18 protein-coding genes are annotated in these 22,162 nt (G+C 67.4%); 2 read left to right on the top strand and 16 right to left on the bottom strand.

What is annotated here, in order from left to right; all coding sequences use genetic code 11:
- Nucleotides 1–41: 41 nt before the first annotated feature.
- The 10 genes from RCP38_RS04925 to RCP38_RS04880 all read right to left on the bottom strand — a co-directional run bounded on the left by RCP38_RS04925 (nt 42) and on the right by RCP38_RS04880 (nt 14,451).
- Nucleotides 42–1,559 carry an HNH endonuclease signature motif containing protein gene (locus RCP38_RS04925; protein WP_308475916.1) on the bottom strand — a complete coding sequence of 506 codons (1,518 nt, stop codon included), beginning with the start codon at nt 1,557–1,559 and terminating at the stop codon, nt 42–44.
- A 275-nt stretch (nt 1,560–1,834) separates the two neighbouring features.
- Nucleotides 1,835–3,859, bottom strand: coding sequence for an alkyl/aryl-sulfatase (locus RCP38_RS04920; protein ID WP_308475915.1), 2,025 nt, complete (start codon nt 3,857–3,859; stop codon nt 1,835–1,837).
- 56 nt (nt 3,860–3,915) lie between these two features.
- The gene (locus RCP38_RS04915; RefSeq protein ID WP_308475914.1) at nt 3,916–5,505 is read right to left on the bottom strand and encodes a PGRS repeat-containing protein; all 1,590 of its coding nucleotides are present in this window, start codon (nt 5,503–5,505) and stop codon (nt 3,916–3,918) included.
- Between the two features lie 218 nt (nt 5,506–5,723).
- Nucleotides 5,724–6,962: an IS256 family transposase gene (locus RCP38_RS04910; protein ID WP_308474565.1), complete on the bottom strand. Its 1,239-nt coding sequence runs from the start codon at nt 6,960–6,962 to the stop codon at nt 5,724–5,726.
- A 331-nt stretch (nt 6,963–7,293) separates the two neighbouring features.
- The gene (locus RCP38_RS04905) at nt 7,294–8,568 is read right to left on the bottom strand and encodes a PucR family transcriptional regulator (RefSeq protein ID WP_308475913.1); all 1,275 of its coding nucleotides are present in this window, start codon (nt 8,566–8,568) and stop codon (nt 7,294–7,296) included.
- 63 nt (nt 8,569–8,631) lie between these two features.
- Entirely contained in the window at nt 8,632–9,447 is an 816-nt protein-coding gene (locus tag RCP38_RS04900) for a polysaccharide deacetylase family protein (protein WP_308477065.1), read from the bottom strand.
- Between the two features lie 54 nt (nt 9,448–9,501).
- Nucleotides 9,502–10,809: a PhoH family protein gene (locus RCP38_RS04895; protein ID WP_308475911.1), complete on the bottom strand. Its 1,308-nt coding sequence runs from the start codon at nt 10,807–10,809 to the stop codon at nt 9,502–9,504.
- Nucleotides 10,810–11,001: 192 nt separating this feature from the next.
- A complete protein-coding gene (locus RCP38_RS04890) occupies nt 11,002–11,829 on the bottom strand; it encodes an acyl-ACP desaturase (protein WP_308475910.1) in 828 nt (275 codons plus the stop codon).
- A gap of 64 nt (nt 11,830–11,893) precedes the next feature.
- Complete coding sequence (glyA, locus tag RCP38_RS04885; RefSeq protein ID WP_308477064.1) at nt 11,894–13,168, bottom strand: serine hydroxymethyltransferase; 1,275 nt, start codon at nt 13,166–13,168, stop codon at nt 11,894–11,896.
- Nucleotides 13,169–13,245: 77 nt separating this feature from the next.
- The gene (locus RCP38_RS04880; RefSeq protein ID WP_308475908.1) at nt 13,246–14,451 is read right to left on the bottom strand and encodes a DUF885 domain-containing protein; all 1,206 of its coding nucleotides are present in this window, start codon (nt 14,449–14,451) and stop codon (nt 13,246–13,248) included.
- 45 nt (nt 14,452–14,496) lie between these two features.
- Here RCP38_RS04880 and coaA point away from each other — a divergent pair, with 45 nt between their 5' ends.
- Nucleotides 14,497–15,435, top strand: a complete 939-nt coding sequence (coaA, locus tag RCP38_RS04875; RefSeq protein WP_308475907.1) for a type I pantothenate kinase — start codon at nt 14,497–14,499, stop codon at nt 15,433–15,435.
- A 12-nt stretch (nt 15,436–15,447) separates the two neighbouring features.
- Here coaA and RCP38_RS04870 read toward each other — a convergent pair whose 3' ends face one another.
- The 4 genes from RCP38_RS04870 to RCP38_RS04855 form a co-directional block, all read right to left on the bottom strand.
- Nucleotides 15,448–16,056, bottom strand: coding sequence for a DUF732 domain-containing protein (locus tag RCP38_RS04870; RefSeq protein WP_308475906.1), 609 nt, complete (start codon nt 16,054–16,056; stop codon nt 15,448–15,450).
- 55 nt (nt 16,057–16,111) lie between these two features.
- Nucleotides 16,112–16,519 carry a hypothetical protein gene (locus tag RCP38_RS04865; RefSeq protein ID WP_308475905.1) on the bottom strand — a complete coding sequence of 136 codons (408 nt, stop codon included), beginning with the start codon at nt 16,517–16,519 and terminating at the stop codon, nt 16,112–16,114.
- Nucleotides 16,520–16,634: 115 nt separating this feature from the next.
- Nucleotides 16,635–18,002 carry a hypothetical protein gene (locus RCP38_RS04860; protein WP_308475904.1) on the bottom strand — a complete coding sequence of 456 codons (1,368 nt, stop codon included), beginning with the start codon at nt 18,000–18,002 and terminating at the stop codon, nt 16,635–16,637.
- Between the two features lie 7 nt (nt 18,003–18,009).
- Nucleotides 18,010–18,819, bottom strand: a complete 810-nt coding sequence (locus RCP38_RS04855) for a (2Z,6E)-farnesyl diphosphate synthase (RefSeq protein WP_308477063.1) — start codon at nt 18,817–18,819, stop codon at nt 18,010–18,012.
- Nucleotides 18,820–18,890: 71 nt separating this feature from the next.
- Here RCP38_RS04855 and trhA point away from each other — a divergent pair, with 71 nt between their 5' ends.
- The gene (gene trhA, locus RCP38_RS04850) at nt 18,891–19,604 is read left to right on the top strand and encodes a PAQR family membrane homeostasis protein TrhA (RefSeq protein ID WP_308475903.1); all 714 of its coding nucleotides are present in this window, start codon (nt 18,891–18,893) and stop codon (nt 19,602–19,604) included.
- Between the two features lie 13 nt (nt 19,605–19,617).
- Here trhA and RCP38_RS04845 read toward each other — a convergent pair whose 3' ends face one another.
- Entirely contained in the window at nt 19,618–20,004 is a 387-nt protein-coding gene (locus RCP38_RS04845) for a nuclear transport factor 2 family protein (protein WP_308475902.1), read from the bottom strand.
- Between the two features lie 10 nt (nt 20,005–20,014).
- Nucleotides 20,015–22,021: a thioredoxin domain-containing protein gene (locus tag RCP38_RS04840; protein WP_308475901.1), complete on the bottom strand. Its 2,007-nt coding sequence runs from the start codon at nt 22,019–22,021 to the stop codon at nt 20,015–20,017.
- Nucleotides 22,022–22,162 lie beyond the last annotated feature (141 nt).

The raw sequence follows: 22,162 nt of genomic DNA, 5'->3' as shown, positions 1-22,162 counted from the left end.
GAATAGTTTTTCGTGTCAAAGTGTCAATAGGCTATGCGCCGTTAGAAGGGTGGTGGGTCGTCGTCTGCGGCGGCGGTGGCTTTGGGGAACCAGACGGCGTCGAATGCGGCGTGTCGCGCTTGGCGGGCTTTGCGGTTCTGGTTGCGTTCGGTAGCGATACGGGCCGCGCGGTGTTGGGCGCGGGTGCGCCGTCGGCGGGGCATCATCGCGGTCCGATCACCACAGCGGTCATCGACACGTGGCTTGGGTGTCGGCAGGTCCCCGGTGGGTGCGCACAAGTGCGGGAACAGCCACGAACTGCCCGGGGTGGTGACGTACGTGCACCCCGACGGCGAAGTCAGGATCACCGTGCCATCGGGCAGCTGCTGATCTCGCCACCCCCAAAACGTCTTCACCAAATGATGGGTGCGGCAATAACATTTGAGATTCGACGCATGCGTGGGCCCACCGTCACCGTAGGCAATCGTATGGTCGATGTCGCAGTCGAGCGCCGGGCGGTCACAACCGGGCCAACGACACGTCATATCCCGGCACCGCACAAAATCCGCCAACGCCTTCGACGGCACATACCCGGGCTCCGGCGGGGCATCGCCGGGATGCACCACCGACACCAACCGGGCCGATCGGGCGAGCTCAGCAACCACCTCCGGCGGGATCAACCCATCAGCCCCGACCAACGAGCCCGGCGCATCCCCAGTCCCGTCGACGCTAGCCCGCTCAGCGATCACATGAATCAACACCGGCGAGGCCCCGGGGCGGGAACCCGCCACACAGTCCGGGCGCCCGCAGCGACAACCCAGCCGATCGGCGCGCGCCGCCAACGCCCCCATCGCATCGGCACGCCGCTGCTCACGCGTGCGCGGATCGTGCTCACAGACCGTGGCGGCCAACGCATCCAGCGCCTTGTCCAGTGCACGGGCATCGGTGGTGAACAGGCTGCCGTAGATATCGGTGATCCCGCCCTCCTGATCGCTGAAGCCGACCTCACGCTCGGCTTGGCGTTCTTTGCGGCGGCGCACCGCATCGGCATCGGCCTGGGCCACGATCTTGTCGATCTTTGCCGCCAACCGACTCCTGGTCAGCGACGGCCACCGCCCCACCTGCGCCGCCAACTGCCCATCAACGACCGCCAGCACCTGCCGGTCGGTGATCAACCCGGTGCGATACACGATCGTCTGAAACAACCGCATATCGATATCGCCGGCCTTGAACACCTCCGCCACCTGCGGCAACTCCTCACGCATCACCCGCGCGTAATGCAACCGACTAGCCGCCAACCCCTGGCTGATCCGCAACGCCGCCGCCACCTCCGCAGCCACCGCCGCCTCGGTATCGACCGCCCACACTTCGGTCTCACCACAGGAGCTCAACCGCAGCGCGAACAACTCCCCGATCGCCACCAACTGCGCCGCCGCCGCCCGATTCTCCGCCCGCGCCGCCCCACAAACCCGATCCACCAACACCGCCGACTCCGACGTCACCGACGGATACCGCCGCGCAAACAGCTCACTAAGCCGCGCCACCGACTCCGGAGACGGAACCCGCGACTGCTCGAACATACGTTCGATTATAGCGCTCTCCACTGACTCAAACTTTCTGACAGGGTCGCCACTTGTGGATAGCCAGGCAACGACCAGAAGGTGTGGAGGACGCTGGCGCGCGCCGTACGGAGGTGCCTGGCGCTTGCCAGCGCTGGCTAACGATGAGCTGAGGTGAGTCGGGCGCACCAGACGCTGGCACACCACAACCCAGAACAGGCCTACCTGGCAGGAGAAACCCCACAGAACAGCCAACTTCTTGACTCAAGACGGAAGCCGGCGACAGGCGAGCCGGATCAGGGGGTGACGATGTTGAACCAGAACGGGAACGTGTCGAGCAGCCCCATAAACTCGTCGAAGGCTCCTCGGTTGCCGTCGATGGTGATCCGCTTCGACGAAATGGCCTGGTCCAGCTTGATTTTCTTGAGCTCGATGTCGTCGAGCGTGGCCTTGTCCAGAGTTAGGGTCGCATCGGCACCATCTACCGGTTCGGGCGCGTAGTTCAACACCGCGTTCTCCACGGTGAGGCCGTATTCCTTATTCAAGTCGGTGAATTTCATGTTGAGCGTGATCTTCTTGCCCGCCGCCTTCGGCCCGTTGAGCCGCACCGCGAGATAGTCGAACAGCTTCTCCGGGGGCATAGCCCGGATGGTGTCCGGGCTGGCCGCGTCGGTCGCTGCGACGTCCGGAACGCCGTTACGCAACTCGTAAGCCCCTTGCAGGTACTCCGAACGCCATGGCCCGGATTCGGCTTGATAACCAAGCTGCTCGTAGCAATCCGCCAAGAGGTTCTTGCCGTCGACGCTGTCGGGGTTGGCGAATACGACGTGCTTGAGCACCATCGCGGCCCAGCGATAATTGCCGGCGTCAAAGTCCCCCTTGGCTTTCCGCAGTACCGCCGATTCGCCACCCATGTACTCGATGTACTTAGTGGCCGCTTGCTGCGGAGGGAGGTCATTCAGATCGGACGGGTTGCTGTCATACCAGCCCATGTAACGCTGGTACACAGCACGGGAATTGTGGCGCAGCGTTCCGTAGTAGCCACGATTCGGCCAGAAGTTGGACAGCTCGGGAGGTAGCTCGATCTCTTCGGCGATCTCGGAACCGATCAAACCCTCGTTCATCAACCGCACCGACTGGTCATGGGTGTATTTGTACAGATCCCGTTGACGCTTGAAGTAATCGACGATCTTGGCATTGCCCCACATCGGCCAGTGGTGGCTCTGAAATTTCACCTCGGTCTGCGCGCCGTACAACCGGATCGCTTCGTCGATGAAGGCCGCCCAGATCAGCGGATTGCGCACCTGTGCCCCGCGCAGTGTCAGCAGGTTATGCATGGTGTTGGTGGTGTTCTCTGCCATCCACATCGCCTTGAACTGCGGGAAGAACGTGTTCATCTCGGTGGGCGCTTCGGTGCCTGGGGTCATCTGGAACACCATCTCCACGCCGTCGACCGTCAGCTTCGTTCCAGTCGTGCTGACGATGTCGGTCGGCATGATCAAGGTCGGCTTGCTTGTTGAAATCGTCTGCCCAAGGCCAGCGTTCACGCCACCCGCCGGATCGCGGGGCAACTGCGCGCCAAACATGTAGACCGCGCGCCGAGACATGGCATTGCCGGCCAGTACATTCTCGTCGACGACGTCCTCGACAAAGTTCGCCGGCGCGATGACCCTGATCTTCCCTGAGTCGACGTCACCCTGTGCAACGACCCCGCGGATTCCGCCGTAGTGGTCCGTGTGGGAATGACTGTGCACGACGGCCACGATGGGCTTCTCCCCCAGATGCCGGTTTGCCAAATCCAGCGCGGCCCTTGCAGTCTCCGGCGAGACCAGTGGGTCGAAAACGATCCACCCGGTGTCGCCCTGGATGAAGGTGATGTTAGACAAGTCGTAACCGCGCACCTGGTAAATACGGTCGACGACCTTAAACAGGCCATAGTTCATACACAACTGCGCGTTGCGCCACAGGCTGGGGTTGACGGTGTCCGGTGCCGGCTTGTCGTCGCCGATGAACGCCTTGTAGCTCTCCAAGTCCCATACGGTGTTGCCGTCGGCATCTTTGATAGTCAGCGTGTCAGGACGCGCGATGAGGTTGCGTTGCGCGTCCTCGAAGTCGCTGCGATCGTTGAACGGCAGCGACTTGAGCACGTCGGCGTTGGCTGCCTTGGTCGCTTCGGTAGCCGGCTTGACCTCGTTGTCGGTGTTCAAGGACCCGCCGGACTGCTTTCCCTCGCAAGCTGATACCCATGCCGAGCCTGCCGCAGCAGCAACGCCGGCGACCGCGAAACGACCTAGAACGGCACGTCTGGTGAAGTCAGTCATGCATATCGATTCTGCCGAAAATTGTGACCTGGCCCAGGGTTTCGCCACAAAAGTCGCTATGTGACATGCCCGTTGGTGCCATCGTTACCCGCGATACCCGGATTACCGGCCGTACCGTCGCTGGCGCCGTCCTGACCGGCTGAGCCAGTAGACCCACCTGCCGCGCCGCCTTGACCAGCTCCGCCAGCAGCGCCCGCCGCGCCGGCTGCCCCACCGGTACCGCCCGTGCCGGGCGTTGCCGTGCCATTGGAGGCGGCGGCGTCGCCACCGTCGCCGGCATCACCCCCATTGCCACCATCGGTACCGTTGCCGCCACTGCCCCCATTTCCGCCGTTCCCGTCGGTCCCGTTCCCGCCGGCACCGACGCCGGCTGCCCCGCCCTTGCCACCATTACCACCGGCACCACCATTGCCGCCGTTGCCACCGGCACCACCGTCACCGCCATTGCCCGCGTTGGCATTTCCCGTACCCCCGAACGCTGTCGCAGATCCGCCGCTGCCTGCGTTGCCTCCGGCATTGCCGGCACCTACGGCGTTGCCGCCGTCCGCTCCATTGCCACCGTTGCCGCCATTACCGCCCACACCGAACCACAGGGATCCCACGCCGCCGGCCCCACCGTTGCCGCCGTTGCCGCCACCGGTACCGCTCGATCCGCCACCACCCGTGCCGCCGCTGCCGCCGTTGCCGGCGATGGCGTTGCCGCCGGCGAGGCTGGACGCGCTGCCTCCGTTGCCGCCAAGTCCGCCGGCCGCGGTGGGCGCGCCGGCACCGCCGTCACCGCCATTGCCGCCGTGAGTCAGGTGGGACTCGGTGTTCCAGACATCGTCGCCGCCGTTACCACCGTCACCGCCGGCCTGGGCCAGCCCGTCGACAACCTGACCGTCGGATCCCCGCCCGCCGCCGGTGACCGTGTGGTCGCCGTTGAAGCTGTTCTGACCGATGCCGCCGTCGGCTGCCTTACCACTGGGCTGTGGCGCTTGGCCGTCGGTACCTCGATAGCCGTCGCCGCCCCTGCCACCGTTACCGCCATTACCGGCCGCACCAATGCCGAACAAATCTTGGACCTGCCCGGTGCCACCACCGTTGCCGCCGTTGCCGCCATCCACGTGATCGGCGTAGCCGGCACCTCCGGCTCCGCCGTCCCCGCCGTTACCCCACCACTCGCCACCTGCACCGCCGTCGCCGCCATCGGCGCCCAGTCCACCGGCACCGCCGTCGCCGCCATTGCCCCACCCGCCTGCGTGGCCGCCGTTGCCTCCGGCCACACCGGCCGCGTCGCTGCTCCAGCCGTCCCCGCCGTCCCCAAACCACAGACCACCGTTGCCGCCGTCCGGGCTTGCCTGGGTACCGTCGGTGCCGTCGCAGATCAGCCCGCAGAACGCGCCGACTTGGAACCACGGGTTGATGACGGCGCCGACCGCCTGACCCATGTCACTGTGGATCCAGTCCTCGAGCATCGAGTGGAACGGCAGCCAGAAGTCGGTCTGCCAGGCCACCGGGTCGCCGAACAGATCAGCCAGCGACCCCGCGGCGGCCCCGGCGGACATCTCACCCCAGACCGAGGGATCCAGCGCGGCGAAAAATGCGTCCGTGGCTCCGCCTTCGCTATATCCGATACCGAACAGCGGGTCAACAAGTTCGAACAACCAATCGAGCTCGTCGGCATGTGCCGCCGGTGCAGTTGTCAGGGGCGTGATCCCGAACGTCAAAACTGCTCCCAGCGCCGTGCCTGCACCGATCAGGCTCCGACGTCGCGGCTTGGTTATCGCACGGGTTGAACGACTTTGTCCGATAGTGCCCCTTGGGATGGTGGACTTCGGATCGGCGTGAGTCACGCGTGGTGATCAACGAGTCGCGGTGAATGCTAGGCGATTTGGCGTTGGTCGGCTAGTGGTTCGGCCGCTAGCTGTTTGGCGGCGATGACTTTGCGCAACTCGGCCATGGAGACCTCGGATAGGTAGCGGCGGGTGACCTGCCATTCGTCGTGGGCTTCGATGACCACGGCAGTGGCCAGGCGCAGGAACGCGGCCGGGTTGGGGAAGATCTCCACGACATCGGCGCGGCGTTTGATCTCCTTGTTGAGCCGCTCAATCGGGTTGTTCGACCAGATCTTCTGCCAGTGCGCTTTCGGAAACGCCGTGAAGGCCAGCACATCGGTCTTGGCGCCATCCATCATGACAGTGACCTTGGGAAACGCCGACTTAAGCGAGGCGGCGACCTGATCCCATTGCGCGGCAACATCGGCGGGGTCGGTGTGGGCGAAGATCGTCTTGACCGCCGCGGTCACCGCCGGGGCATGCTTGGCGGCCACGGCGCCGTGCAGGTTACGCATGAAGTGCACCCGGCAGCGTTGCCAGGCTGATCCGCTGAACTGCTGGGCGACCGCCGCCTTGAGGCCGGCGTGGGCATCGGAGATCACCAAGTGCACCCCGGCGAGACCGCGGGCTTTGAGCGAGGCCAAAAACTCACGCCAGAACTCGAACGATTCACTGTCACCGACGGCGGTCCCGAGGACTTCGCGGGTGCCATCGATAGAGACCCCGGTGGCCACCACCAGGGCTTGGGAGACCACGTGGGCACCGACACGGACTTTGCAGAACGTGGCATCGCAGAACACGTACGGGAACGTCGTGTGGGTCAGGCTGCGGGTGCGAAACGCCTCGATCTCGCGATCCAGACCTGCGCAGATGCGCGAAACTTCCGATTTGGAGATGCCCGAGTCGACCCCGAGAGCACCGACGAGGTCATCGACGTTGCGGGTCGAAACCCCGTGCACGTAGGCCTCCATGATCACCGCGTGCAGGGCCTTGTCGATGCGACGCCGACGCTCCAGCAGAGACGGGAAAAACGATCCGGCCCGCAGCTTGGGGATCTGCACTTCGATGTCACCGGAGGTCGTCGACAGTGCCTTGGGCCGGTGCCCGTTGCGGTGGGTTTGGCGGTCACTGCTGCGCTGGTAGCGGCCGGCGCCGATCTTCTCGGTGGCTTCGGCCTCAATCAGCGCCTGCAGCCCGGCACGAATCAGCTCCGCGAACACCGCACCGGAATCAGCGGCGGTAAGCGCGTCGAGCTGGGCGAGCAAGGCAGAATGATCCTGGGTCATCGCGTCGTGTGTCCTTTGCTTGAGTCACTTTGGTCGGTAACTCACTGACCACTACGCGATGACCCACCCCAAAGCCCCCAACGACACACCAGAGCCAGTCCGCCCCGGTCAACCGCAGGACCGAAACCCCACCACCCCAGGGGACTTACCCCTTTGTCCAGACATCTTGCGGCCTTCCCCTCCAGATCTACCGAGAAACGCATAGTTCTACCTCAACGTCATCTAACGACGCCGGAAAGTTCGCCGTACGAATCCCGTGCGGGCTTTGTGTTTCGGATACAGCCGAGCACCGAAATCTTGTTGCGTGGCAACGTCAATTTTTTCGGTGACGTCACTGGAGCACGGCGTTGCGGAACCACCGGCACAGCAGCAGGGCAAGTTCGACTTCCAGGCGGTCATCGACTATCGGCCGCCCACGACGTTCCTCGGCGCGCGCCACACGGTACTTCACCGAGTTGAAATGCAGATCCAGCTGCCTAGCTGCCGCCTTGTAGCTGGACCCAGCATGCAGAAAAACCCGGAGCGTTTCCCTCAGACGCTCATCACTGTCGGTGGCGCCGGCCAACGGTCCAAGCACCTCACCGACCCATTCCTGGGCCGCCTCGACGTTGCTTCCGAGCAGCGCGGCGGCCGATAGCCCCGGGTCGTTGTTGGCAACAACTGTTTCGGCATGTGGGCCGGCCGCGATAGCGACCGCGCTCGCCGCCACGGCCCGGCGATGCGAACGCCGGAATCCGTCGAGGCCCGACAGGGGATCGCCGATCGCGAGCAATGGGGCGTGATGCTGGGCTTTGGCGAACGCGCGAGCACGTGCCACCACCGCATCCGACGATGCGTCGGCCGCCAGGGGAATCCACCCCCACCCGGTCATTCGGTCGGCGGCAACGAACAACGGGCGGTCCTGGCGCCCCACAAATTCAGATAGCGCGCGCACAAATCGGTCCATCCGCACCATCCCATCGGCTACGTATGGCTCGCGCCACCAGACGACCACCGCAAGATGCAGCCGGTCGAGCGGATATCCGATCGCGGCGCTCTGCTCACCGTCGTCGACGGTGTCCGAATCCAGTAACTCTCGAACACGCAGCGCTCGGGCACTGTTCTGGGTCTCCAACCAGCGATCCCGCTCATTTTGATAGACCGCGATGACCTCTTGAGAGATGCGGTCGATGTATCCGAAGGTGGTCGCGGTGATCTGTTGGTAGACCGCCAGGCTTCGCTCTGGGTCCGGCTCGGCGATCCGGATCTGGTCGAGCACCACGTCCAACAGCGTCTGCTGGCCGAAACGGTAGGCCCTGATTAACACGTTGACCGACACCCCGCGCTGGGCCAGGCGTCGGGCGTGTTCGAGCGCCGCGCTGGGTGGCTCGATCTGTTGGATCGGGATGCCGTACTGGATCGCGGACAGCACCGCGTCGACATTCTGCTCGACGCTGGCCTGTAGGAGGTCCAGCAACGGTATGTCGTCGCGCATCTCCGCGATTTCATCCATCACGCGCTGCTGAACGGCGCGCGCAATCTCACCGAAGCGGTTCTCCAGTTTGGCAATGGTTGCCGCCGCCGACTGGGCTACCCCGGTGACGTCCTCATAGCTCGGCTCCACCATGCATAAACCCTATGGGGGCGCTCGGCGTAATTGGGCAGGTTTTGGGCTGACCGATCCCCTTCGCTACCCGCCGTTGTTGGGGCCCCCGGAGTTCGCCCCGGCAATATCGGTGATCGGGAAATTCGGCATCGGCGGCGGCGACGGCGTCGCGGGCAGTCCCGGGATGTCCGCGGGTGGGATGTCCTGCAGCTCATTGACCGGCGGGCCGTTGTCCCGGCCCCCGTACACGCTGCCCGGCGCGCGCGGGCCGAGCAGCTGGCTGACCGTAACCACGTGGTAGCCATTGGCTCTGAGCACCGGCAGGAACTGGTAGACCAGATCCACGGTGGACGAGTAGGTGTCGTGGAACAACACCACCGACCCGGGCTTGATCTGGGTCATCAGCATGTAGCGGGTGGCATTGGTGTCGGCGTCGTTGATCCAGTCGAACGGGATGACATCCCACAGGATCGCCGCCTGTCCGGCCTCGGCGGCCCGCGCGTTGACCGCCGCGTCGGTCAGCCCGCCGGGTGGGCGCCACAACGTGGGCGTGATGCCGGTGGCGGAACGGATCGCGTCGGTGGCCTTGGCGAACTGCGCGGGCACGTCCGCTGCCGGGATCGTGGTCATGTTCGGGTGTTCCCAGGTATGACTGCCGATCTCCATCCCGGCGTCGGCGATCCGCTTGGCGCCCGCCGGGTCGGCAGCCACCTTGTTGCCGATCAGGAAGAACGTGGAGCGCGCACCGGCGTCGTTCAAGATCCCCAACAGCCGGTCGGTGTAGGGCGAGGGACCGTCGTCGAAGGTCAGCGCCACACACTTGTCCACGGCGCAGTCGACCGGCTCGGCCGACGCCTCGTGGACATGGCTGGTGCAGGCGCCGAGCACCGCAACGGCCATCGCAACCACACCGGCATGCCAGGGTTTTGCCACCCCGGCAGCCTACCGGGGGGCTCAGCTCAGGTCGGGTCCGCTGATCTCCTCGAGCATCTCGGTGACCAGGGCGGCGATCGGCGAACGTTCGCTGCGCAGCAGGGTGATGTGGGCGAACAGCGGGTGACCCTTGAGCTTCTCGATCACCGCGGCGATGCCGTCGTGCCGACCGACCCGCAGGTTGTCCCGCTGCGCGACGTCGTGGGTGAGCACCACCCGCGAACCGGTGCCCAGCCGGGACAGCACCGTCAGCAGCACGTTGCGCTCCAGTGATTGCGCCTCGTCGACGATCACGAACGAATCGTGCAGCGAACGGCCCCGAATGTGGGTCAGCGGCAGCACTTCGAGCATGCCGCGCGAGGCGACCTCCTCCAGCACCGCCGGGCTGGCCAGGCCCTCCAGCGTGTCGAACACCGCCTGGGCCCAGGGACCCATCTTCTCGTTCTCGCTGCCCGGAAGATAGCCGAGTTCCTGACCGCCCACCGCGTACAGCGGGCGGAACACCACCACCTTGCGCTGAGTGCGCCGCTCCAGGACCGCCTCCAGGCCGGCGCACAGCGCCAGCGCCGACTTGCCGGTGCCGGCCTTGCCGCCCAGCGAGACGATGCCGACCGATTCGTCGAGCAGCAGGTCGAGCGCGACGCGCTGTTCGGCGGAGCGCCCACGCAAGCCGAACGCCTCCCGGTCGCCACGGACCAACTGCACCCGCTTGGCCGCGTTGACCCGGCCCAGCGCATGAGAGCTTCCGCCGAGCAGCCGGATCCCGGTGTGGCACGGCAGATCCCGTGCCGCGGCGAGATCGATCTCACCTTCGTCGAACAGGGCGTCGATCTCGTCGACGGAGGCCTCGACCTCGTCCATCCCGGTCCAGCCGGAGACTATGACGTCCTGGGCGTGGTACTCATCGGCGGCCAACCCGAGTGCGGCGGCTTTGACCCGCAACGGTATGTCTTTGCTCACCAGGGTGACGTGACGTCCTTCGGCGGCCAGGTTGGCTGCACAGGTCAGGATGCGCGAGTCATTGCTGTCCGTACGAAAGCCAGTCGGCAGCACCGCCGGGTCACTGTGGTTGAGCTCGACGTGAAGCGTACCGCCCTGTGTCCCAACGGGAATGGGCTGATCAAGCCGACCATACTCTAATCGCATGTCGTCGAAGAGGCGCAGCGCCTGGCGAGCGAACCAGCCGAGCTCGTGATGGTGGCGCTTGGCCTCCAACTCGCTGATCACCACCAGTGGAACGACGACCTCGTGTTCGGCGAACCGCGCGCAAGCCCACGGGTCAGACAGCAGCACGGAGGTGTCGAGCACGTACGTCCGGATTTCAGGCACTAAGCGCTCCAGCGGTGAGGGCACGCGCGACCCCGCGCGAGCATTCCGACGGGGGGTATGGCACAGGACCGGGGCCGGTCCTGTCGTGATGACGACCGGTGGTGCCGACGAGACAGCGAAGCGTGTGGCTAGCCATCGATTGCGACGGTACCCCGCTTCCAGCGTGCGCGCTGCGCAGGCGCGCCGGAGTCATCAGCTGATGACGAACGCCTTCAGATCGGGGTGCGCGGCCAGGCCCCAGGCGCTGATCCGATCCGAGATCACCCGGCGCAGTTGGTCGGGCCCGAAGATGCCGGCCTCGGCGATTCCGGCCTGCCGGTCGGCATAGGCGTCGATGTCGGCGCCGATGATCTTCAGCTCCGCAGCCCGGGCGGCTATGGCGGCGACCGTCTCCTCCTGGACATAGTCGAGGCAGTGCGCGACCAGGTTCGCGAAGAACTCCTCGTGGCGTTCCTCGTCGCCGGCGATGCGGGCAATCAGCCCCTTGAGCACCGGCTCGTCGGTCCGCTCCGCCAGGTTGCGGCAGAACTCGGCGCAGGCGCGCTCGTAGAAGGCCATGAACACCAGCGTCTCGACCTGGCTGTAGCGGTCGGCGCGGTAACCCTTCTGCACGTGCTCCATGCGGACCCGCTCGTTGGCGTCCGGATCGATCTCGCGGGTGACGATCAGGTACTCGCGCAGGGCGATGGCGTGCAGGTGCTCCTCTGCGGTCCAGCGACCGATCCAGCGTCCCCACTTGTCCTCGAGAATGAAGTGCTCGACGAGCTCACGGTGGTAGCCGGCGAGGCTGTCCTTCTCGATGAGCAGGATCTCGCAGGCGTCGGTGATCGCCTTGGGCAGGCTGACCTGCGACGGGTCCCAGTCCTGGCCGCCGAGGAAAGCGAAGTTCTGCCCCTGCTCGAACGGCACGAAGTCGTGCGCGTACCACGGATCCACCGTCTCGATGTGGCGGACCATGTTCGCGGCGACAACCGGCTCCAGCTCACGGATCAGTGCATTAGCAACGGGACGTTCAGCCATGAAAGTAACTGTAACCCAAATTCACACTATCTTGTCAACTCGGGGCACGGCGTGTCAGCTGCACCTAGGCGAGCTTCCAGTCCTCCAGACCGTCGTAGAGCGGGAAGTCCTGGGCGAGCTTGGTGACCCGGGCCCGCAACGCCGAGACATCGGCAGCCGACCCGGCCGCCAGCGCGGTGGCGATGACATCGGCGACCTCGGTGAACTCGGCATCGCCGAAGCCTCGGGCGGCCAGCGCCGGGGTGCCCACCCGCAGGCCCGAGGTGACCATCGGCGGACGCGGGTCGTTGGGCACCGCGTTGCGGTTGACCGTGATGCCGACCTCATGCAGCAGGTCCTCGGCCATCTGGCCGTCCAGGGGGGAGTCCCGCAGGTCGACGAGCACCAGGTGTACGTCGGTGCCGCCGCTGACCACCGACACACCGGCCTCGGCCACGTCAGCGGCCAACAACCGCTCGGCCAGGATCTTGGCGCCGGAGAGCACCCGCTGCTGGCGCTCGGCGAACTCCGGCGTGCCGGCGATCTTGAGCGCAACGGCCTTGGCGGCGATCACATGCATCAGCGGGCCGCCCTGCTGGCCGGGGAAGACTGCCGAGTTGATCTGCTTGGCGTACTCCTTCTTGCCGACGATCAACCCCGAGCGGGGTCCGCCGAGGGTCTTGTGCACGGTGGTCGACACCACCTGGGCGTGCGGCACCGGGGAGGGATGCAGGCCGGCGGCCACCAACCCCGCGAAGTGGGCCATGTCCACCCACAGCGTGGCGCCGACCTCGTCGGCGATCGAGCGGAAGGCGGCGAAATCGACGATGCGCGGATACGCCGACCAGCCGGCGATGATCACCTTCGGCTTGAACTCGCGCGCCTGCGCCCGGACCACGTCCATGTCGATGCGATGGGTGACCGGGTCCACACCGTAGAAGGCGTTCTCGTAGAGCTTGCCGGAGAAGTTCAGCCGCATGCCGTGGGTGAGGTGTCCCCCGTTGGCCAGGTCCAGGCCCAGCAGTCGGTCGCCCGGCTCCATCAACGCCTGCAGCACCGCGGCGTTGGCCTGGGCACCGGAGTGCGGCTGGACGTTGGCGAACTCAGCACCGAACAGCTCCTTGGCTCGGTCACGGGCGATGTTCTCCACCACGTCGACGTGCTCACAGCCGCCGTAGTAGCGCCGGCCGGGAAGTCCTTCGGCGTACTTGTTGGTCAGCACGCTGCCGTGCGCCTGCAGCACCGCCCGCGGCACGAAGTTCTCCGACGCGATCATCTCCAGGGTGTCGCGTTGGCGCCCCAGTTCCTTGCCGAGCAACTCGGCGATGTCCGGGTCGAGTTCGGCCAGCGGCGTCGACATGGTGGATGCGGAGCGGGTGTGCGGTGCGGCGGTCACGGGGGCAAGTCTATCGAGCGGGAGACACACCGCCGGACGCGCTATGCGGCCAACTCGGCGCGCAGGCCCGACGGGGTCAACGGCTCGTCGAGCAACCGGCCGAACCGCTGCGTCAGGCTCACCCCGGACGGCGCCGCGTCCAGCCAGCCGCGCAGCAGCCGGTAGCCCTCCACATACGTCGAGGTGTAGGCCCGCCACAGCGGCGAGGACAGGAACCGCATGCTCTGCCGGGCCCGGTCCTCGGGCACCAACAGCCAGCGCTGCAGGTAGTCGACCACCTCGTCGGCGTCGCGGTGCTCGTCGTGCAGCATCAACGCCGCGTCCTGGCGCACATCGGCCAGCGCGGCGGCGGCCTCGGACACCGCTTCGGCGCGTTCGCCGTCGAACCGCATCCCGAGATCGGCGTAGATCTCCGCTGCCCAGCGGCCCCAACCGGTTCCGACCGCGGCGTAGAGCGCCAGGTCGGCCAAACCCTCCGCCATCAGGCATTGCGGGGTGTTGACCAGGAAGATGGTCTGCTCGGCCTGGCCCAGGGTGGCGACCAGGCCGGCTTCCTTGCGGCAGTGCTCGGTGTGATGACCCGGGTAGGACTCGTGGGCCACCAGCCGCGGCAGGTTCGACATCAGCTGCTTGAGGTCGGCGTTGACCGCCACCGTGGAGCGGTAGACGCCGCGGTAGTAGTTGAACCCCGACCAGGGTTTGTCGCTGACCACCTCGTAGGTGATGGTCTCGGTCTCCGGCAGCGGAAAGTGCACCCGCACCCGATCGCGCAGCGCCGAGGAGAACGCGTGAATGGCGGCTTCGAGCCGCTCGGGCGGGATCTCCTCGGCTCGGCGGTGCGCGGCCATCCGCTCGACCAGCGGTCCGGAGCCGCCGAGCGCCTCGTCCAGCCGGGCGTGGGCGGCCCGGTATCGGTCGGGGTCGCCCTTGGTGATCTCGACGTCGAAGTAGTCGCGCACCTCGTCGACGAACCCGACCTGCTGGCCGGCGAACTTTCGGCCGGCGCAGGCCAGCGCGCGTAGGTGCACCCGCAGGTATTCGGCGCGCGCGTCATCGAGTCCGGCCGGCAGCGCCGCGATCAGCGCGTCGGCCCGGCGGGCCAGCGCGGCCGGGTCCGGCGTCGGCTCGTTCTCGACGCGCCGCTGAAGCGTCGGATCACCGGTGTAGGCGTCGACGTAGCCCTGCTCGATCCGGTCGAAGCGCAGACCGAGCAACAGGTATTCGCGGATCAATTCGGCGGGCTCCATACCCGATCAGGCTAACGGTCGGGGCTGCTGCAAGACTGTATGGTCATGCGGCGGCTTAGCGAGCCGAGTCCCTACGTGGAGTTCGACCGACGTCAATGGCGGACACTGCGTATGTCCACGCCGATGCCGCTGACCGCCGAAGAAGTCGTGGCGCTTCGTGGCCTCGGCGAACAAGTCGACCTGCTGGAGGTCGAAGAGGTCTATCTGCCGCTCGCGCGACTTCTGCACCTGCAGGTCGCCGCCCGCCAGCAGCTGTTCGCCGCCACCGCGGAGTTCCTCGGCGAAAACGACCAGAGCCCGGACCGGCCGGTGCCGTTCATCATCGGGGTGGCCGGCAGCGTGGCGGTCGGCAAGTCGACCACGGCCCGTGTGCTGCAGGCGCTGCTGGCCCGCTGGGACCACCATCCCCGGGTGGACCTGGTCACCACCGACGGTTTCCTGTACCCCAATCACGAACTGGAGCGCCGGAACCTGATGCACCGCAAAGGGTTCCCGGAAAGCTACAACCGGCGCGCCCTGATGCGGTTCGTCACCTCGGTGAAATCCGGCGCAGATTACGTCTGCGCGCCGGTGTATTCACATCTGAGCTACGACATCGTCGCCAGCGCCAAACAGGTGGTGCGCCATCCCGACATCTTGATCCTCGAAGGCCTCAACGTGCTGCAGACCGGGCCGACGCTGATGATCTCCGACCTGTTCGACTTCTCGCTCTACGTCGACGCCCGGGTGGAGGACATCGAGCACTGGTACGTCTCGCGGTTCCTGGCCATGCGCTCCACCTCGTTCGCCAACCCCGACTCGCACTTCCACCACTACTCGGCGCTCAACGACACGCAGGCGGTGACCGCCGCCCGGGACATCTGGCGGTCGATCAACCGGCCCAACCTGATCGAGAACATCCTGCCCACCCGGCCGCGGGCCACCCTGGTGCTGCGCAAGGATGCCGATCACTCCATCAACCGGCTGCGGCTGCGCAAGCTCTGACGTGAAGCGCCCCTAGGGCTGGGTCGCGGTGCCGGGCTGCGGCACCGGCGGTGCCGGCTCGGGCGCCGCGGGCGCATCCGGCGGCGGCGGAAGCTCGGCTGCCGGAGCGGGCTCCGGCGGTGGCGGGAAGCCCGGCGGAGGCGGCGGCGGAGGCGCGAACCCCGGCGGGGGCGGCGGCGGAGGGAAGCCGGGCGGGGGCGGGAACACCGGCGGCGGCGGGAAGCCCGGCGGCGGCGGTGGGACCTCGGCGCCCGGCGGCGGCGGAACCTCGGCGCCCGGCGGCGGCGGCGGAACCGGCGTCGGAGTCGACGTCGGCGTGGTGGCCGTCAGCGTGTCCGGGCACAGTTCCTGCTGGGCGGCGTCGATCATGACCTTGGTGACACCGTCGGCGACCTTGGCGCCGAACCGGTCCTTGGCGGGCCGGCCGCGCCGCAGGTTCTGGCAGATGATCCCGCCGAACTTCACCGCACCGTCGGGCGTGGTCAGCCCCGGGGTGTTCTGGTATTTGAACCCGTGCGACTGCAGGTAGGCCAGGTAGCTCTTCTCGTCGGCCTGCGCCGGCGCAGCACCGTAGATCAGCATTCCGGGGATCAGCGTCGTCGCCGCCAGCCGCCACATCATGGGAGAGAACTGTAGACGGTGACGGCCGGGGCGACATCTCGAGTGGCCGCGAAGATCAGCGCAACCTGCGCAGCCCGCGGTACTGCACCAGCCCGATGAACGCGGTGTAGGCGGCACTCACCAACATGGCCACCACGCCGATTCCGGTCAGCGGCAGCACCCCGGCGCCGAGCACCGCGAGTGCGATCACGGTGCAGGCCGCGTTGGCGGCGATGACCGCGGTGCCGGCCCGGCGCAGATCCGACAGCCCGGACAGGATGTAGACCGCCACACCGTAGAGCAGGCAGAAGGCGCCGAGCGCGTATTCGTGGGCGGCGGTCAGGCCCTCGGCCGCCGCCATCGGGCCGGCGGCGAGCACCCCGACCAGGCCGACGGCACCGATGATGACGGCGTCGGCACGCAGGGCGAAACGCAGCAGCGAGTCGGTCGAGTCGGACAGGACCGGGGTGGTGATGACGGCCATCGGGAGACTCCCTTCAAGACTTCGTGACTTCGGGTACGGATACGGACACCCCGACGGTGCCTCCGATCTGCTGCCACATCGACCCCCGGCACTGCCAAGCACTGCCAAGCGCAGGTCAGAGACTCGGCGACACCGTCATCCGGCCGCGCAGATCGGCGGCGATCACCCGGGCACCGGCGTTCTGCCAGTTGTGCAGCGAACGCTGCGGCACCTCGGTGACCAGCCACTGCCAGGCCTGCCGAGCGACGGGATCCAGTCCGGTTGCGGTGGCGTTCTGCGCATACGCCCGCACCCCGACGACGTAGGGGAAGTACAGGGCGTTGTAGTGGCGCCACTCTTCGGTGGTGCCGAATTCGCCGCCGTCGCGCGGTTTGAGCGCGGCGATCCGATCGGCCAGCAGCGCTTTGAGTTCGTTGGCCCGTTCCAACGGCGTGTCCGGGGCTCCCCGGGCGGCCAATCGTTCATCGATCACCGGCAACGCGGTCAGCGGGCTGGCGACGAGCTTGGACAGATCTCCGTAATGGCCCAGGGCACGCCGGGTCAACCGGACGAAGGTCTCTTCGTCCAGATCGGCGAGCGGATCGCTGGAGCGCAGCGCCAACGCCGCCTCGGTTCCGCGCAACGCGGCGCGGTCGGCGCGCAGCGCCGGAGACCGCCAGAAGGCCAGCCGGTCCCAGAGCCCGGCCAGCCGGTCGACGAACACCTGGACCTCGATGCCCACCGCGATCGTGGTGAACAGCAGCACCGTCAGTGCGATCTGCGCCACCGGTTCGCGTCGGGTGAACGCCAACCCGATCAGCACCTGCCCGCCCAGCAGCGCGGCCATCGCCACCGCCGCCAGGAATGACCGCAGCATGTCCAGCCGCAACGCCTGCCCCTCGTCGAAGGCATCCCACAGTGCTACCGCCAAGCCGAGCAGGAGCACGTCGACGCCCGTGCTGGCCAGCGCAAGTCCGCTGGGCACCACCCCCATCGGGATGACCAGGATCGCGTTGGCCAGGGCGAAGAACAACGTCGCGACGGCGGCCACCCCGCGCACCGATCCGGGCTGCGCGGGCCGGAACAGTGCCTTGACCATGGCCGCCAACGTCGACGCCGAGATCACCACGAACAGCAGCCAGTGCCCGGCCTGCGGCGGACCGCCGACGCTACCGGCCCACGTCGCACCGGCGAGCGCGACCACCCCGACCGCACCGACGAGCAGTGCATCCCGCGCCCGGCCGGTCCAGCAGTCACCCGGCCGGGCCAACTCGAGCAGCACGGCGAACCACGCCACCCCGGGCAGCACGGCCAGATAGATCTCCACCCGCCCCAGCAGTTCCGGCTGCCACACCGCCCGCACCGCGTCGGCGGCCACCACCGCCGCGAAGCCGCACAACCCCACGGCGGCCAATACCAGCACCGGTTTACGCGGATCGCGGGCCAGCAGGTACATCCCGAGCCACCAACTCAGGGTGAAGACCAGCGCCGACAGCACGATCACGGCTGCGTCACCGCCCGAATCGCCGATGCCGCACGCTGTAGTCGCGCAGCGCCCGCAGAAAGTCGACCCGGCGGAACGCCGGCCAGTGGGCTTCGGTGAACCACATCTCCGAGTAGGCGCTCTGCCACAGCAGGAAGCCGGACAGTCGCTGCTCACCGGAGGTGCGGATCACCAGATCCGGGTCCGGTTGGCCGGAGGTGTACAGGTTCTCCGAGATGCCCTCGACGGTCACCGCCTCGACGAGTTCCTCCGCGGTGGCGCCGTTGGCCAGTTGCTTGCCGAGCAGGCCCCGCACGGCATCGACGATCTCCTGGCGGCCGCCGTAACCGACCGCGACGTTGACGTGCAGGCGGGTAGGCGCGTCGGCGCTGTCGGTCGTGCTTACTGTTCTCTCCACGGCCTCCCGCAGCCGGCGGGCGGGTTCTTCGCCCAGCAGTTCCAGATCGCCGACGGTCCGGACGCTCCAGCGGTTGGCCGGTGCACAGATCTCCTCCACCACGTCGGTGATGATCTCGATGAGCGCGGCCAGTTCTGCGGGATCACGCTGCAGATTCTCGGTGGACAGCAGGTAGACGGTGGCCATCTCGATACCCGCGTCGGCACACCAGCGCAGCATCTCGGCGATCTTGGCCGCACCCATCCGGTAGCCGTAGCTGACGTCGTCGTACCCGGCGTCGCGCGCCCACCTGCGGTTGCCGTCGCAGAGCACCGCGATGTGGCGTGGCAGGGCCGACTGCGACGCCGCCAGGCCCTGCCGGAGACGCAGCTCATAGATCCGGTACAGCGGCTCTTTCAAGCGCGCCGGGATGATTGCCACAACCACCCAGACTACTGTGGCCGTATGGCTGTTGAGCGAATCAGTCCGGGATCTGTGGAGTCGGGAAAGCCATGAGCACCCACACCGATACCATCGCCGAGCCGAATCCGAACGACCTGCCGGCCGGTGACGGCGCCGTGCGCGTCAAGCCGCGGGCCCGCGGGTGGATTCACCTGGTCTCGGCCATCGTGGCACTGATCGCCGGGATCGCCCTGATCGCGGTGACCTGGCCGTTGGCCGGCCTCGAAGCGGGGTTGGCATCGCTGGCCTACTCCATCTCGGTGGTCGGCATGTTCGCGGTCAGCGCGACCTATCACCGGGTGACCTGGAAAACCGTCGCCGCCCGGATGCGGATGAAGCGGCTCGATCACGCGATGATCTTCATCTTCATCGCCGGCACCTACACACCGTTCGCACTGCTGGCGATGGATCACGGCCAGCAGGAACGCCTGGTGATGACCATCGTGTGGGGCGGCGCGCTGGCCGGCGTGGTGCTCAAGCTGTGCTGGCCGACCGCCCCGAAATGGGTGGGGGTGCCGCTGTATCTGCTGCTGGGCTGGGTGTCGGCGTTCTTCATCGCGACGATCATGCACAACGCGGGTGTCGCGGCCATGGTGTTGCTGGCCGTCGGCGGTGCGCTCTACAGCATCGGGGCGATCATGTACGCGCTGAAGTGGCCGGACCCGTGGCCCGAGACGTTCGGGTACCACGAGTTCTTCCACGCCTGCACCGCGGTGGCCGCGGTCTGCCAGTACATCGCGATCTGGTTCGCCGCGCTGTACTGACCGCGGCCCGGCCTCACAGCTGGGTGATGTTCTCCGCCGACCAGTAGGCCTTCATCCCGGAGATCTTGCCGTCGGCGTCGAACGCCATCACGTCGATGGGCTCGATGCGCATCCGGTGGTCGCCATTGGTGATGGTCAACGCGAACTGGAACGCCGCCTCGCTGCCCGAGACCCGCAGCGATACCAGCTCGGCCTGCCGGTCCAGGCCGGTGATGGCCGAGTAGAAGGTGCGGATGGCCTGGTGCCCGATGTGCACCTCCCCGCCGACCGGGTCCTCCACGGTGGCGTCGGCCGCGTACAGCCCGACCAGGTCATCCTCGTTGCCGCCGCCACCGACCAACTCGATGTAGCGGTGGACGGTCTCGATGATGGCCTGGGCCCGCTCGGGTGCGCTCGTCATGTGCCGCAGGTTACACGGGCGCCGAATTCGCGGGCACCCCAAGGGCCGACGCCAACTCCTCGGCATCGCGTACCGGCAGGTCGCAGACCGTTCCCCGGCAGACGTAGGCGGCGTCGGCGCCCGCGATCCGGTCCCGCCCGATCAGCGGCTCCGACGAGTCGACCCTCCCGCCGACGACCGTCGTCCCGCCGGGGGCCAGTCGTCGGGCGGCGGCCAGCAGGGCCGATTCCGGACCGTCGCAGGCCACCGCGACCTGCAGCGGGCCCCGCACGAAAGCCTCCGCGATCGCCAGCCAGTGGCCGACCGCGCGCGGCGCCTGCTCCAGCAGCGCGGAGTGCGCCGCCAAAGAGTCGGCGGCCGCCCGCAGATAGCGGTCGCTGCGGTCCGCGGCGACCAGGTGCGCAGCGGTCAGCAGCGCCTCGGTGACCAGCGCCGCCCCCGACGGGGTGGCCCCGTCCTGCGGATCGCCGGGGCGCATCATCAGCGTCTCGGCGTCGTCGGCGCTGTCGAACCAGCGTCCGGGAGTGTCCGGGTCGGCGAAGTGACCCAGCGCGGTGTCGAGCAGACCGACCGCGCCGTCGAGATGACGCCGGTCACCGCCGAGTTGGTAGACGCTGAGCAGCCCGGTGGCCAGGGCCCCGTAGTCCTCCAGGATCGCGGCGCTGTCCCCCACCCGGCCGCCCAGGCCGGCCCGCCGCAGCCGGCCGTCGATCAGATGCCCGGACAGCAGCTGGTCGGCGCATTCCCGCGCGGCGACGGCCAGGCTCGGATCCGACAGCGCCACCGCCGCTTCGGCCAACGCCGTGATCGCCAAACCGTTCCAGGCGGTGACGACCTTGTCGTCGCGTCCGGGCTGCACGCGGGACCGGCGGGCGGCCAGCAACCGCTGCCGCACCCGGTCGAATCGCGGTTGATCGGACGGATCGACCGGCAGTTGCAGGACGGACGCACCCGCCTCGAAGGTGCCCTCCTCGGTGACCCCGAAGACCTCGGCCGCCCAAGCACCGTCGTCGGCGCCGAGGACACCGGTCAGCTGCTCGGGTGTCCAGACATACGTCGAACCCTCCCGGCCGTCGGCGTCGGCGTCCAGCGACGAGATGAACACCGCACCGTCGGAGAGCTCCTCGAGCAGGAACCGGGCGGTCTGACCGGTCACCCGCACGGCCAACGGATCACCGGTGCGGCGGGCCCAGTGCGCGTAGGCCCGCAGCAACAGGGCGTTGTCGTAGAGCATCTTCTCGAAATGCGGGACCACCCAGGCGTCGTCGACGCTGTAGCGGGCGAAGCCGCCGGCCAACTGGTCGTAGATCCCGCCGCGTGCCATCGCCGCACCGGCCCGGGCGACCGCGTCGAGTGCGGACTGAGAACCGGTCCGTTCGTAGTGCCGCAGCAGCGTTTCCAGCAACGCCGACGGCGGGAACTTCGGTGCGCCGCCGAATCCGCCGTGCGTGGTGTCCTCGTCGCGCAGCACCGCCGCCACCGCGGCGTCGCACAGCATCGCGTCGACCGGCGGCCCCCCTCCCGGCAGGCGGGCGGCCCTGGCCCGCAGTTCACCGGCGATGTTGTCCGAGGCGTCCTCGACTTCGTCGCGACGTTCGTTCCAGGTGGCGGTGATGGCGGAAAGCAGGTTCAGGAAGGCGTCTTTCGGGTAGTAGGTACCGCAGTAGAACGGCCGCCCGTCGGGGGTCAGGAAACACGTCATCGGCCAGCCGCCGCGTCCGGTCAACGCCTGGGTGGCGGTCATGTAGATCGCGTCGATGTCCGGGCGTTCCTCCCGGTCGACCTTGATACACACGAAGCCCGCGTTCATCACCGCGGCGACCTCGGCGTCCTCGAACGACCCGTGTGCCATCACATGACACCAGTGGCAGGCCGCGTAGCCGACCGACAGCAGGATCGGCACGTCGCGCTCGGCGGCTTCGGCCAGCGCCTCGGGCCCCCACTCCCACCAATCCACCGGGTTGTCCGCATGTTGACGCAGATAGGGGCTGGCTGACGATGCGAGGCGGTTGACCACTCCCCCACGCTAATCCTCAGGCCGCCGATGAACACCGGACCCCGCGGGAGTAAACCGGAAACCGGAGCGTTAACCAACCGGAAAACGGTAGCCGAATAATTCAATTCCGATGTCGATTAACAACATTGGGCAATCCTCGCG

This window comes from Mycolicibacter sp. MU0083 (assembly GCF_963378075.1).
Taxonomy (GTDB): domain Bacteria; phylum Actinomycetota; class Actinomycetes; order Mycobacteriales; family Mycobacteriaceae; genus Mycobacterium; species Mycobacterium kokjensenii.
Note: the sequence above shows the minus strand (reverse complement) of the source record. Positions and strands in the feature narration are given on the sequence as shown.

Coding starts and splice junctions, on each gene's coding strand:
- RCP38_RS04925 (WP_308475916.1), bottom strand. CDS start 1,559: ATGTTCGAGCAGTCGCGGGTTCCGTCTCCGGAGTCGGTGGCGCGGCTT.
- RCP38_RS04920 (WP_308475915.1), bottom strand. CDS start 3,859: ATGACTGACTTCACCAGACGTGCCGTTCTAGGTCGTTTCGCGGTCGCC.
- RCP38_RS04910 (WP_308474565.1), bottom strand. CDS start 6,962: ATGACCCAGGATCATTCTGCCTTGCTCGCCCAGCTCGACGCGCTTACC.
- RCP38_RS04905 (WP_308475913.1), bottom strand. CDS start 8,568: ATGGTGGAGCCGAGCTATGAGGACGTCACCGGGGTAGCCCAGTCGGCG.
- RCP38_RS04900 (WP_308477065.1), bottom strand. CDS start 9,447: ATGGCCGTTGCGGTGCTCGGCGCCTGCACCAGCCATGTCCACGAGGCG.
- RCP38_RS04890 (WP_308475910.1), bottom strand. CDS start 11,829: ATGGCTGAACGTCCCGTTGCTAATGCACTGATCCGTGAGCTGGAGCCG.
- glyA (WP_308477064.1), bottom strand. CDS start 13,168: ATGTCGACGCCGCTGGCCGAACTCGACCCGGACATCGCCGAGTTGCTC.
- RCP38_RS04880 (WP_308475908.1), bottom strand. CDS start 14,451: ATGGAGCCCGCCGAATTGATCCGCGAATACCTGTTGCTCGGTCTGCGC.
- coaA (WP_308475907.1), top strand. CDS start 14,497: ATGCGGCGGCTTAGCGAGCCGAGTCCCTACGTGGAGTTCGACCGACGT.
- RCP38_RS04870 (WP_308475906.1), bottom strand. CDS start 16,056: ATGATGTGGCGGCTGGCGGCGACGACGCTGATCCCCGGAATGCTGATC.
- RCP38_RS04865 (WP_308475905.1), bottom strand. CDS start 16,519: ATGGCCGTCATCACCACCCCGGTCCTGTCCGACTCGACCGACTCGCTG.
- trhA (WP_308475903.1), top strand. CDS start 18,891: ATGAGCACCCACACCGATACCATCGCCGAGCCGAATCCGAACGACCTG.
- RCP38_RS04845 (WP_308475902.1), bottom strand. CDS start 20,004: ATGACGAGCGCACCCGAGCGGGCCCAGGCCATCATCGAGACCGTCCAC.